The organism is Bacteroides stercoris ATCC 43183, assembly GCF_025147325.1.
Taxonomy (GTDB): Bacteria; Bacteroidota; Bacteroidia; order Bacteroidales; family Bacteroidaceae; genus Bacteroides; species Bacteroides stercoris.
In genome coordinates this window covers 3,287,186-3,299,415 of the sequence record NZ_CP102262.1, presented here as the reverse complement: position 1 = coordinate 3,299,415, position 12,230 = coordinate 3,287,186, and the positions used below count along the sequence as shown (strand labels likewise).

Genomic DNA, 12,230 nt, shown 5'->3' with positions numbered 1-12,230 from the left:
GGGACACTAATGACTTAATATTTATTCTCATGCTTGAAAACATTGACACTTCTCTGATTGATTGGTCGAGAGCGCAATTTGCCTTGACCGCTATCTATCACTGGATTTTTGTGCCGCTTACTTTAGGATTGGCGGTAATTATGGGCATCATGGAAACGGTGTACTACCGTACGGGTGACAAGTTCTGGAAACATACTGCCAAGTTCTGGATGAAACTCTTCGGCATCAACTTTGCCATAGGTGTGGCAACGGGACTGATTCTGGAGTTTGAATTCGGTACGAACTGGAGTAATTACAGTTGGTTTGTGGGCGACATCTTCGGTGCGCCGCTTGCTATCGAAGGTATTCTGGCATTCTTTATGGAAGCCACGTTCATTGCTGTGATGTTCTTCGGTTGGGACAAGGTAAGCAAACGTTTCCACCTGGCTTCTACCTGGCTTACGGGACTTGGTGCTACTATCTCCGCCTGGTGGATTCTGGTGGCGAATGCCTGGATGCAGAATCCGGTAGGTATGGAGTTTAATCCCGATACCGCCCGTAACGAGATGGTTGACTTCTGGGCGGTGGCCACTTCGCCGATGGCAGTCAATAAGTTCTTCCACAGCGTGCTGTCCGGCTGGGTGCTGGCTGCGGTGTTCGTGGTAGGTGTGAGTTGCTGGTATCTGTGGAAAAACCGTGAGAAGAAGTTTGCTTTGGCAAGCATAAAGATAGCTGCCTGGGTAGGACTGTGCGCCGCTGTGCTTTCCGCGTGGACGGGAGACGGTTCCGGTTATCAGGTGGCACAGAAACAACCCATGAAGCTCGCTGCCATGGAGGGTTACTATCAGGGGCAGGAAGGAGCCGGACTGGTGGCTTTCGGCATTCTCAATCCCGATAAGAAGACGGCCGATGACGGTAAGGATGCTTTCCTCTTCCGCATGGAGATTCCCAAGTTCCTTTCATTGCTTGCCGAGCGCGATTCAAAGGCTTTCGTACCGGGCATCAACGACCTGCTGAAAGGCGGCTATCCCTTGAAAGACGGTACAACCGCGCTCTCCGCTCAGGAGAAGATTGAAAAGGGAAAGACGGCTATCGGGGCTTTCTCCGCTTATCGTGCCGCCAAAGCTGCGGGCAACGATGCCGAGGCGCAGGTGGCTGCCAAAGTGTTGAAAGAGAATGTGGCGTATTTCGGTTACGGTTATATCAAGGATGTGAACGAACTGGTTCCCAACGTGCCGCTTACTTTCTATATGTTCCGTGTCATGGTGATACTGGGGGGGTACTTCATCCTCTTCTTCATCGTGGTTCTCGTTCTTGCCTACAAGAAGGATTTGTCGCAGATGCGCTGGATGCATTGGGTGGCAATGCTGACCATTCCGCTGGGCTATCTTGCCGGGCAGGCCGGTTGGGTGGTTGCCGAATGCGGACGTCAGCCGTGGGCCATTCAGGATATGTTGCCCACAAGTGCCGCCATTTCCAAACTGGATGTCGGCTCCGTGCAGACCACATTCTTCATTTTCCTTGTACTGTTCACCGTTATGCTGATTGCCGAAGTAGGCATTATGCTGAAAGCCATACGGAAAGGACCGGAAAAAGAACTTTCTCATCAATCATAACTTATAACTCATAACTCATTACATGAATACCTATATATTTCTTCAACATTATTGGTGGTTTATAGTATCCCTGTTGGGAGCCATCCTTGTATTCCTGCTGTTTGTGCAGGGCGGTAACTCGCTGATATTCTGTCTGGGCAAGACGGAAGAGCAGCGCAAGATGATAATAAACTCTACGGGGCGCAAGTGGGAATTTACGTTTACTACGCTCGTAACGTTCGGCGGTGCGTTCTTTGCATCGTTCCCGTTGTTCTATAGTACGAGCTTCGGCGGTGCGTACTGGCTGTGGATGATTATCTTGTTTACTTTCGTGTTGCAGGCTGTAAGCTACGAGTTTCAGTCGAAAGCGGGCAATCTGTTGGGCAAGACGACGTATCGCGCTTTTCTGGTGATAAACGGAGTGGTAGGGCCGGTGCTGCTGGGCGGTGCGGTGGCAACGTTCTTCACGGGTTCGGAGTTCTATATCAACAAAGGTAATATTGCCGATACGGTGATGCCGGTTATCAGCAGTTGGGCCAATGCGGGGCACGGGCTGGATGCGTTGCTCAATCCGTGGAATGTAGTGTTGGGACTGGCTGTGTTCTTCCTGGCGCGTATTCTCGGTGCGCTTTACTTCATTAACAATATCGGCGATGCGGATTTGGTGAAACGTTGCCGTCGTGCGCTGTGGGGCAATACGGGTCTGTTTCTGGTGTTCTTCCTTGCATTCGTTATCCGTACGCTGCTTGCCGAAGGCTACGCGGTAAATCCGGAAACCGGAGAAGTATTTATGGAACCCTATAAGTATCTGACAAACTTTATCGAAATGCCCGTGGTGCTGCTCGTATTCTTTATCGGTGTGCTTGCCGTGCTTTGGGGAATTGTCCGCACGGTGTGGAAACCGTCTTTCGACAAGGGTATATGGTTTGCAGGCGCAGGCACTGTGCTCACGGTATTGGCGCTGTTGCTGGTGGCTGGTTATAACAATACTGCCTATTATCCCTCTACCGCCGACCTGCAAAGTTCACTTACGCTGGCAAACAGTTGTTCCAGCCAGTTTACGTTGCGGGTAATGGCCTACGTATCTGTCCTGGTTCCTTTTGTGCTTGCCTACATTTTCTATGCATGGCGCAGCATCGACAGGAAGAAGATAGATGCTGCAGAGATGCAGGATGAAAAAGGACACGCCTATTGATTTTATAACTCCGGGGATTTGCTCCCGGTTTCCCTGGAGTTTCTTTGAAAATGCCGGGGGATATAAGAGAAAACTCCTCACGTTTGGGTTGCAAACGTGAGGAGTTTTCTTTTCGTTCTTATGTTCTTTTGTCCGAAAACTGGATTATCATTTTCCCGCTTCCGCATTCTTAATCATCTGCTCGCTGGCATACATGAATATTACCACACGGCGATTTTCGCTCGCCGACAGGCTTTCATCGTATTCATTGTAGCCCACACCTTCCACTTGCTTGAATTGAGAGGGAGATACGCCGCAATCCTGCAGATAATTCTCTACGGCATAGGCACGGTTCTTGGACACCTTCATGTTGGCTTCGTACGTACCGACCTTGTCCGTATGGCCTATGATGGCGATGTCCGTAGTTGTGTCTTCCTTCAGAATCTTGGCGAGGTCGCGCAAGGAAGCTTTCGCATCGTTGCTCAGCGTAGAGGAGTTGAAAGTAAACAGAATACCGGAGTCGAACGTCACCTTGACGGCATCCAGATTATTGGCATCTTTCACCATTTCCACCTGTGCGCCTTCAATCTTGGCAGCTTCGGCAGCCTTTTTATCCATCTTATGACCGATAGCCACACCTGCACCCGTACCTACCGCTGCGCCTACTGCCGCACCGATAGCAGCGCCTTTACCCTTGCCGAACAGTCCGCCGATAATGGCTCCTGCCGCAGCGCCCGAGCCACCGCCGATAATGCCGCCTTTCGTCGTATTGTTCATTGTACCGCAACTACCCAGTAGTATGGCGCCGCTCAGCAGAAATGCTGTCATTTTCATCTTTTTCATACCTTTTATTTTTTAATTGGTTCAAGTTTTACTAATGCAAATTTATGTATATAATACATTTGTTGGCATTAAAAAGTTTACCATTGCAGTTTTTTTAGAGAATTTTCCTTTTAATAAAGAGAAAACGGCCGGACTTATACGTTACTTGTAATTCAGGAAGTTTTCCTGCACCAGCTTTCCTGCCTGCCATACGGCGCGTATGTTCAGTTCCTTGTCCATGATGAGGATGTCGGCGTCCTTGTCCTTTTGCAGGGAACCTTTGCGGTCGTACACGCCCATGATGCGTGCCGGGGTTTCGGAAGCCATGCGCAGGGCGTCGCCCAACGGGATACCCGCCTTGACCATAGTACGCACCAGCACGTCCATGGTGGCGATACTGCCTGCCAATGAGGAGCGGTCGGCAAGCTTGCACACACCGTCTTCGATGATGTAGCGCGGGTCGTTGATTTCCTTGCCTTCGGTGGCGGCGCAGGAGAGGGCGTCCGTTACGAGGCAGGTGTGCTCTACACCTTTCAGTTTGTATGCCAGTTTCAGGATGGTGGACGGCAGGTGGATGCCGTCGGCAATGAGTTCGATGGTCATGCCGTCGGTCAGGTAGACACTTTCCACAGTGCCTTCGTACTTGTACTCGCGGCGTTTGTGGAAGCCGGGCATGGCATTGTAGAAGTGGGCGGCATGGGTAAATCCGGCTTCGTAGGCGGCACGGATGCCGTCGTATTCGGCTTCGGTATGCGATACGGCTGCCAGTATGCCTTTTTCGCGCAGGTAGCTCGCAAACTCCAGTGCTCCGGGCAGTTCGGGAGAGGCGTCCCAGCGGCGGATGCAACGGGTGCTTTCCACCAACTCGCGGTATTCCTGTCCGTCAATCTCCTTCACCTGGTCGGCAAACTGTTCGCCTGCCATTTTCTTGTTGAGATAGGGACCTTCGATGTGCAATCCCAGTACGGGGCTGTCGGGCTCTGCCATAAGCTGCTCGCACACTTGGGCTGCCTGGTGCAGCTTTTCGAACGGAGACGAGGAAATGGTAGGGTAGAAACTCGTAGCACCATGACCGAGGTGTGCATTGATGATGCTGCGAAACGCTTCTTCGGTACATTCGGTGAAGTCGTGGCCGCCACCGCCATGCGCGTGCATACACACGAAGCCGGGCACGATATACATGCCTTTGGCATCGATGAGGCGTGCGCCGATGAGGGCGAGGTCACAGTTGGTCACTTCGAGTATTTTTCCGTCGCGCATCAGGACGGAACCTTCATTCAGCCAGCCTTGCGGGGTGAATATGCGTCCGTTGATAATTTGAGTAAGCATTTTTAGATTTATGATTTAAGATTTATGAATTATAATCCCAGCGTTGTGCTTTTGAATTTATCGAAGGCCAAAATTAAGCATTATAAATTAAAAATCCTATATGCGGGATTTTTTAATCATCTTCTTCTCCGTCTTCGGTGGCGGCGTTGTTTCTGCCGATATTTGCGTATCTTGCCGTATACCAGCCAGACGAACAATACTCCAAACACGGAGAATATCAGCAGTACGATGCCCGTGTTGAGGTTGTCGCCTTTCACACGGCTCCACATTTCGAGTACGAGTTCGGTGCGGTTGCCGAAGTCGCGTATCATGGCGCAGCGTTCCACCACTTTCCTGTCGGGATATTGCACGGGGTTTATTTGCAGGCTGTCCGCACCCACACCTTCACCGAAGAAATAGCTGAGGTCGGAACGTGTCGCGATGGCGGTGTCCCGTTTGGCTTCCATGATTTCAGGAGTGGCAACGGCGCTGACGTAGCCTATGGCGTCCATATTGCGCAGGGCGATGTCGGGCCGGCAGAGGTAGTTGATGAAGTAAGCGGCAGCTTTGGGATTGCCTGCATATTTAGGGATTACCCAGCCGTCGTACCAGATGTTGCTGCCTTCGCGCGGCACTTCGTAGGCAAGGTCCACGCCCACGGCACGGGCTTCTTCGATGGCCCATACGGCGTCGCCGCTCCAGGTGAGGTTGAGCCAGGTCTTGTTCTTGGTCATCATCTCCTTGCCGAAGTCGGCTTCCCAGCCTGCGATGTTGGGCTTCATGGCTTTCAGATACTTCTCGGCAAGGGCTATGGCTTCGGGAGAGTTATCGTTCATCAGTTGCTCCACGGTGACGGTGCTGTCGGCAAGCTGTCGGGCATGGGCGTAGATGATGGCGGTTCCGTAGGCATCGCGGTAACTGTCTTTCATCAGGATTTTGCCTTTGTTCCTGGGGTTCCAAAGACAGTGCCAACTGCCGGCTTCGTCGGGGGTGATGAAGTTGCGGTTGTAGAGGATGCCGGCTGTGCCCCACATATAGGGTACGGCATAGTCGGTGGTGGTGCGTCCCGGCTGGCTGGTCTTGTTCAGTTCCCGGCGGATGTAGGGGGAGATGTTGGGCAGATAGTCCGGGGTCTTGCCGAAGTTGCGGTCGATGGGCAGGAGAAGGTCTTTCTTCAGCATCCGCTCGATGATATACTCCGAGGGGCATACCACGTCGAAATCCTCGTGGCCGCGCTCTATCTTGGTGAGCATGATTTCGTTGATGTCGAACACCTGGTAGATAAGGCGGATGTCCTCGCCCGTCTGCTGTTTGTACCAGGCGGGAAATTCGGCCAGTACATCTTCGTCGATGTAGTCGGCCCAGTTGTAGACTTTCAGTACGTGGCTGCGCTCTTCGCCCGAATCCTTGCACGAGACGGCTGCGAGGACGAGGCAAAGGAGAAGGAATATGTCTGTTAATCTTTTCATTTTTTTATTCAGCAGGTTTATCTTGACTATGCTTTCGCTTTTCGGCTTACGGGATGAATCTCTCCGTGCTGCGGGACGAATACTCTTAGCTCGCGAGACGCAGGCGGACTTAATTCTTCCGTGCACGTTCCGCACGCTTGTTGATGACAATCAGCAGCACCAGCACCGTAATGAAAATAAGGGTGGACAGAGGACGCAGCTCCGGTGTCAGTCCGCCTTTGCGCGCATCGGCGTAGATGTAGGTGGAGAGCGTTTCCAGTCCTTCGTTTCCAATGGTGAATATGGTTACTGCGAAGTCGTCGATAGAGAGCGTAAAGGCAAGGATGAAGCCGCTTATCATACCCGGAAGTATCTCCGGAAGAATTACCTTGCGCAATGCCTGAAAGGGAGTGGCGCCGAGGTCGAGGGCGGCTTCGTACACATTCTGGTTCATCTTCTTCAGGCGGGGCATTACGCTCAGCACTACGTAAGGGGTGCAGAATGTGATGTGCGCCAGTACCACGGTTGTGAATCCCTGCGAGATACCGCAACTGACGAACAGCAGGAACAGCGACACGCCCGTAATGATGTCCGCATTCATCATCGGAATGGCATTGGCGAAGTTCATCACCCGGCGCGTGCGTGTGCGCAGGTTGAAGATACCGATGGCCGCAATGCTGCCCAACGCCGTACTGGCGGTGGCTGCCAGCATGGCAATGGCAAAGGTGTTCCAGATGGCGCTCGTCAGCGAGTGGTGCATGCCGCCCGTGAAGAGGGAGCTGTACAGCTTGGTGGAGAATCCCGTCCAGTTGCCCAGCACTTTGGCTTCGGTGAAGGAGAATACCATGATGATAAGGATAGGCGAGTACAGCAGCGCAAGCAGCAGCCACAGATAGCCTTTGGCAAGAATACGCGTCATCATATCACACCTCCGCTTTCATTGGATGCGCCGTCCTCTTCATTCGTAAAAAGGATGGTGACGCCTATCAGCAATAGCATGATGAGCGACAGGGCTGCACCGTAGTTCCACATTCCGTTGTATATGTTCTCCTGCACGGTTGTTCCGAAGAGCTTGATGTTGTTCATCGTCAGCAGTTCGGCTATGGCAAAGGTGCTCACCGTGGGCATGAACACCATTACGATGCCGCTCATGATGCCCGGCATGGAGAGGGGCAGGATTACTTTGCCGAATACCTGCAAGGGGTTGGCTCCGAGGTCTTGGGCGGCTTCTATGAGGCTGCGGTCCATTTTCTGCAGAGTGTTGTAGATGGGGTATATCATGAACGGCAGGAAGTTGTAAACCATGCCGAACACGAGTGCGCCTTCGCCCAAAGGCAGGTTCAGAAAGTCGAACAGCGCCACTGTGGCGAGTGTGCGTATCAGTATGTTCACCCACATGGGCAGGATGAACAGCACCACCATGGTTTGCGAAGTGTTGAACTGCTTCTGGCTGAGGATGTATGCCGCCGGATAACCCAGCAACAAGCAGGTCAGCGTGGTGATGAGGGCGATGCCGATGGAGTAGATGAAGGTGTTCATCGCCTCCGGGTGCATCATGAACTTGCGGAAGTTGGCAAAGGTGAAAGCTCCGTCGGCATCCGTAAAGGCGTACAGCACAATCAGCAGTAGCGGCACTATCGCAAATATCAGCAGGAACAGTGCGTAGGGCAGTGTCCAGTTGCGTCGCCGCAGGAAGAAATGGGATAATTTATCAAACATTACTCTATTATATCTTATCAAGCGCTACTCTATTTAATCAAGTATTGCTTTATTATATTAGGATTATGGACGGTAAGATGACGGGATGATATCTTATCGTTTTATCACTCTGATGTTTTCGGGCGCTATCCGTATGCCCACGCGGTCTCCGTCGTCCCAAACGTCGTTGGTGTCTACGAAGATGTCCTCGTCCCAGTCGGTAAACACGGTGAGGTGATAATGGTTTCCTTTGTAGAGGATGAATTTCACTTCGCCCGTCAGTCGTCCGTCTTCTTCGTTATCCTCCAGGATGACGTTTTGGAAGTCCACTTCCACCGTTACAGGCGTTTCGGGACCGATGTCTTGCACCGGACTGCATTCGAAGCTGCAACCCAGGAATTCCACGTGCGTTTCGTCCAGGAGCTTGCCCTCGAAAGTGTTGCAGGTGCGTTCTTTCTTCATTACGTGGATGTCGAAAGGTTTTACCAGCAGACCCACTTCGCGGCCTGCCTCGAAGCAGTGGTAATCCTGCACCATCAGCTCGTAGCCCTCGCGGGTCTGTACCAGCATTTCGTAGTGCACGCCTTTGAAGATGGAGCTTGTTACGGTTCCCGTCAGTTGCGCCGCATCCGAGGGTTCGAAGATGTAGATGTCCTCCGGACGGATTACGACGTCCACCTGTGTACGGTCGCCGAAACCGGTATCCACGCAGTCGAACTCGTGTTCGCAGAAGCGGACGAGCCGGTCGTGCACCATGACACCGTTCAGTATGTTGCTCTCGCCGATGAAGTCGGCTACGAAAGAGTTGATAGGCTCGTTGTAGATGTCTGTCGGAGTGCCGATTTGCTGTATCCTGCCTTCGCTCATCACGACGATGGTGTCGCTCAGGGTGAGGGCTTCTTCCTGGTCGTGGGTGACGTATATGAAGGTGATGCCCAGCTTCTGGTGCATCTCTTTGAGTTCCATCTGCATGTCCTTGCGCATCTTCAGGTCGAGGGCGGCAAGGGGCTCGTCGAGGAGCAGCACTTCGGGTTCGTTGACGATGGCACGGGCTATGGCAACGCGCTGTTGCTGTCCGCCGGAAAGGGAGTCTACATCGCGGTCTTCATAGTCGGTCATGCCCACCATGCGGAGCGCCTGCTTCACTTTCTTTTCGATAGTGGCGGCGGGGAGCTTCTTCAGCTTGAGGCCGAAAGCAATATTATTGAATACGTTGAGGTGAGGAAATAGGGCGTACTTCTGGAACACCGTATTCACCGGGCGGCGGTGGGGTGGTGTCTGCGTGATGTCTTTTCCTGCAATGGTAATCACTCCTTCCGAAGCTGTCTGGAAGCCTGCAATCAGACGCAGCAATGTCGTCTTTCCGCAACCGGACGGTCCCAATATCGTTACAAACTCGCCCTTGCGGACAGACAAATTCACATCATTCAGTACGGCTTTGTCTCCGAAAAACTTCGATACGTGCTCTACACCGATGATGCAGTCGGACTTTTGCATAAGCGTTTCTTACTTTATCCAAACTAATTAAACAAATCTCTGCCTGATATAGTCAGGCATAAAAAAAGTGGCGCAAAGGTACATATTTTCTTGAAAACTTTAGAGTTTGTTTAAAAATTGTTCAGCATTCTTTTGCGAGTTCTTTGGAGGCGGATGTTTCCTCTTTTTATTCGCCACACACTCGCTTTGTTCTCATAAAACGCCTCCAAAGAACTCGCAAAAGAAATGGAAGGAAATACTTGGGAAAAGAAAAATCGAACAACCCAAAACAGAGTCATGAGTTATAAATTGCGGGTAATTGACCGATACTCGCAAATAAGTCCTAACTTTGCAGTCCGTAACATTAAAGTCTTCGTAAGAAATGGAAAAGAAAACAGTACTCATCACAGGTGCTTCTTCGGGTATAGGAGAGGGCTGTGCACGTAAGTTTGCCATGAATGGTTACCGCCTGATTCTCAACGGACGGAATGTAGAGAAACTGACTGCCGTAAAGCGCGAACTGGAAACGGAATATCGCGCGGATGTCTGTCTGCTGCCTTTCGACGTACGCGACCGCGGGGCTGCGAAAGCGGCTCTTGACTCGCTTCCCGAAGAATGGAAAGCGATAGATATCCTCATTAATAATGCCGGACTGGTAATCGGCGTGGACAAGGAACACGAAGGCAATCCGGACGAATGGGACATCGTGCTTGATACCAATATCAAAGCATTGCTTGCCATGACCCGCCTGGTGGTTCCCGGAATGGTGGAACGCGGACGCGGCCATGTCATCAATATGGGTTCCATTGCAGGCGATTATGCCTATCCGGGCGGTAGTGTGTATTGTGCCAGCAAGGCTGCCGTAAAGGCGTTGTCAGACGGCTTGCGCATCGACCTTGTGGATACTCCCGTACGGGTGACCAACATCAAGCCCGGTTTGGTGGAGACGAATTTCTCCGTAGTGCGTTTCCGTGGCGACAAGGCGGCTGCCGATAATGTGTACAAGGGCATCCGTCCGCTTACAGGCGACGACATTGCCGAAGTGGTGTACTTTGCCGCTGCCGTACCCGAGCATATACAAGTGGCCGAGGTGCTGGTAATGCCTACCAATCAGGCTACGGGTACAATCGTCAGCCGGAAATAAGCACTTTTCCGTAACAACAGAATCTAAGAGAATAAGAGTAAACTCTGCCAATCATGACTAATAAGTACGAAGAACGCCTGGGCACGGAGCGTATGCTGCCTTTGGTTTTCAAGATGGCGCTGCCTGCGGTGGCAGCACAGTTTGTCAATCTGCTTTACAGCATTGTAGACCGTATTTACATCGGACACATACCGGGCATCGGAACCGATGCGCTGGCGGGAGTGGGGGTGACCATCTCGCTCGTTGTGCTGATTTCTTCTTTCTCCGCCATTGTGGGTGGTGGCGGTGCTCCGTTGGCTGCCATTGCCCTCGGACAGGGCAACCGTCGCCGTGCCGGAAAGATACTTGGCAATGGCTTTACTCTGTTGATTCTTTTCACTTTGCTTACTTCGTTCATAGCCTATACCTTTATGGAGCCTATCCTGCTTTTTACGGGTGCTTCGGAGCATACGCTGGGCTATGCGGAGGACTATCTTTCCATTTATCTGTTGGGGACGCTGTTTGTGGAAGTGTCTACCGGACTGAATGCTTTCATTAATGCACAGGGGCGCCCTGCGGTTGCCATGTGTTCGGTGTTGATAGGGGCTTTGTTGAATATTATTCTTGATCCTATATTCATATTCTGGTTGGATATGGGAGTGAAAGGCGCTGCGTTGGCTACGGTGCTGTCGCAGGCTTGCAGTGCGGTGTGGGTGCTGTCCTTCCTTTTCTCACGGCGCGCTTCCCTGCCTTTGGAAAGGCGGTATATGAAGCTGGAAAAGAGTATCGTGCTCTCCATGCTGGCGCTCGGCGTATCGCCTTTTATCATGGCGAGTACGGAAAGCCTGGTGGGGTTTGTGCTCAACAGCAGTCTGAAAGAATTCGGAGATATCTATGTCAGTGCGCTTACCGTCCTGCAAACGTCTATGCAGTTTGCCAGCGTGCCGCTGACGGGGTTTGCGCAGGGGTTTGTTCCGGTGGCAAGCTATAACTACGGGCATGGCGACAAGCAGCGTGTGAAGGAGTGCTTCCGAATTGCGCTGATTACAATGTTTTCTTTCAATCTCGTCCTGATGCTGTTTATGATTTGCTTCCCCGCGATTGTGGCATCCGCCTTTACGAGCGATGCAAGGCTGATAGAAACTGTTCGCTGGACGATGCCTGTATTCTTGGGCGGTATGACGATTTTCGGTTTACAGCGTGCCTGTCAGAATATGTTCGTGGCGTTGGGGCAGGCCAGAATATCCATTTTCATAGCATTGCTGCGTAAGGTAATCCTGCTGATACCGTTGGCGTTGATACTGCCGCATTTTATGGGAGTAGCAGGTGTATATGCGGCAGAAGCCATATCCGATGCTACGGCTGCCATTTGCTGTACGCTGCTGTTTTTCTGGCAGTTCCCTAAAATACTGAGGAGAATAAAAAGTAAAAGCCTGTCTGAATAAGGTACGTTCTTGTTATGGCATTCCGTCTCTTTTCGCTTTGTTGAGGATGGTTGCTTCCCTTATTTGTTCTCGTCATTCCCGGTTCGGATATGTTGAATTGCATACCTCTCTAATTTCAGAATCAATGATTCGGGTATAAATATCCGTAAATCATATACAATT

General features: G+C 51.6%; 10 protein-coding genes. 4 read left to right on the top strand and 6 right to left on the bottom strand.

Annotated elements, in window-relative coordinates; genetic code table 11:
* Positions 1-29 precede the first annotated feature (29 nt).
* Together NQ565_RS13725 and NQ565_RS13720 are read left to right on the top strand one after the other, a co-directional pair.
* On the top strand, positions 30-1,595 hold the full coding sequence (locus NQ565_RS13725; RefSeq protein WP_005651823.1) for a cytochrome ubiquinol oxidase subunit I: 1,566 nt from the start codon (positions 30-32) through the stop codon (positions 1,593-1,595).
* A gap of 22 nt (positions 1,596-1,617) precedes the next feature.
* Entirely contained in the window at positions 1,618-2,769 is a 1,152-nt protein-coding gene (locus tag NQ565_RS13720; protein WP_005651821.1) for a cytochrome d ubiquinol oxidase subunit II, read from the top strand.
* Positions 2,770-2,916: 147 nt separating this feature from the next.
* On the opposite strand, the gene NQ565_RS13715 is transcribed toward NQ565_RS13720, so the two are convergent.
* The 6 genes from NQ565_RS13715 to NQ565_RS13690 form a co-directional block, all read right to left on the bottom strand.
* Positions 2,917-3,591, bottom strand: coding sequence for an OmpA family protein (locus NQ565_RS13715; RefSeq protein WP_005651817.1), 675 nt, complete (start codon positions 3,589-3,591; stop codon positions 2,917-2,919).
* Positions 3,592-3,732: 141 nt separating this feature from the next.
* Positions 3,733-4,899: an N-acetylglucosamine-6-phosphate deacetylase gene (gene nagA / locus NQ565_RS13710; protein ID WP_005651816.1), complete on the bottom strand. Its 1,167-nt coding sequence runs from the start codon at positions 4,897-4,899 to the stop codon at positions 3,733-3,735.
* Positions 4,900-5,015: 116 nt separating this feature from the next.
* Positions 5,016-6,347: an ABC transporter substrate-binding protein gene (locus NQ565_RS13705; RefSeq protein WP_040315429.1), complete on the bottom strand. Its 1,332-nt coding sequence runs from the start codon at positions 6,345-6,347 to the stop codon at positions 5,016-5,018.
* 109 nt (positions 6,348-6,456) lie between these two features.
* Positions 6,457-7,248: an ABC transporter permease gene (locus tag NQ565_RS13700; RefSeq protein WP_005651813.1), complete on the bottom strand. Its 792-nt coding sequence runs from the start codon at positions 7,246-7,248 to the stop codon at positions 6,457-6,459.
* Positions 7,245-8,045, bottom strand: coding sequence for an ABC transporter permease (locus NQ565_RS13695; RefSeq protein ID WP_005651811.1), 801 nt, complete (start codon positions 8,043-8,045; stop codon positions 7,245-7,247). The genes NQ565_RS13700 and NQ565_RS13695 overlap by 4 nt, the downstream gene beginning before the upstream one ends.
* Before the next feature lie 93 nt (positions 8,046-8,138).
* The gene (locus NQ565_RS13690) at positions 8,139-9,521 is read right to left on the bottom strand and encodes a polyamine ABC transporter ATP-binding protein (RefSeq protein WP_005651809.1); all 1,383 of its coding nucleotides are present in this window, start codon (positions 9,519-9,521) and stop codon (positions 8,139-8,141) included.
* A 361-nt stretch (positions 9,522-9,882) separates the two neighbouring features.
* On the opposite strand from NQ565_RS13690, the gene NQ565_RS13685 reads away from it, so the two are divergent.
* A complete protein-coding gene (locus NQ565_RS13685) occupies positions 9,883-10,644 on the top strand; it encodes an SDR family oxidoreductase (RefSeq protein ID WP_005651804.1) in 762 nt (253 codons plus the stop codon).
* 53 nt (positions 10,645-10,697) lie between these two features.
* Positions 10,698-12,068, top strand: coding sequence for an MATE family efflux transporter (locus NQ565_RS13680; RefSeq protein ID WP_005651802.1), 1,371 nt, complete (start codon positions 10,698-10,700; stop codon positions 12,066-12,068).
* Positions 12,069-12,230: the final 162 nt, after the last annotated feature.

What these genes read in the sequence shown, in the direction of transcription:
- NQ565_RS13705 (WP_040315429.1), bottom strand. Translation starts at nt 6,347, where the DNA reads ATGAAAAGATTAACAGACATATTCCTTCTCCTTTGCCTCGTCCTCGCA.
- NQ565_RS13690 (WP_005651809.1), bottom strand. Translation starts at nt 9,521, where the DNA reads ATGCAAAAGTCCGACTGCATCATCGGTGTAGAGCACGTATCGAAGTTT.
- NQ565_RS13700 (WP_005651813.1), bottom strand. Translation starts at nt 7,248, where the DNA reads ATGATGACGCGTATTCTTGCCAAAGGCTATCTGTGGCTGCTGCTTGCG.
- NQ565_RS13715 (WP_005651817.1), bottom strand. Translation starts at nt 3,591, where the DNA reads ATGAAAAAGATGAAAATGACAGCATTTCTGCTGAGCGGCGCCATACTA.
- NQ565_RS13695 (WP_005651811.1), bottom strand. Translation starts at nt 8,045, where the DNA reads ATGTTTGATAAATTATCCCATTTCTTCCTGCGGCGACGCAACTGGACA.
- NQ565_RS13680 (WP_005651802.1), top strand. Translation starts at nt 10,698, where the DNA reads ATGACTAATAAGTACGAAGAACGCCTGGGCACGGAGCGTATGCTGCCT.
- nagA (WP_005651816.1), bottom strand. Translation starts at nt 4,899, where the DNA reads ATGCTTACTCAAATTATCAACGGACGCATATTCACCCCGCAAGGCTGG.
- NQ565_RS13685 (WP_005651804.1), top strand. Translation starts at nt 9,883, where the DNA reads ATGGAAAAGAAAACAGTACTCATCACAGGTGCTTCTTCGGGTATAGGA.
- NQ565_RS13725 (WP_005651823.1), top strand. Translation starts at nt 30, where the DNA reads ATGCTTGAAAACATTGACACTTCTCTGATTGATTGGTCGAGAGCGCAA.
- NQ565_RS13720 (WP_005651821.1), top strand. Translation starts at nt 1,618, where the DNA reads ATGAATACCTATATATTTCTTCAACATTATTGGTGGTTTATAGTATCC.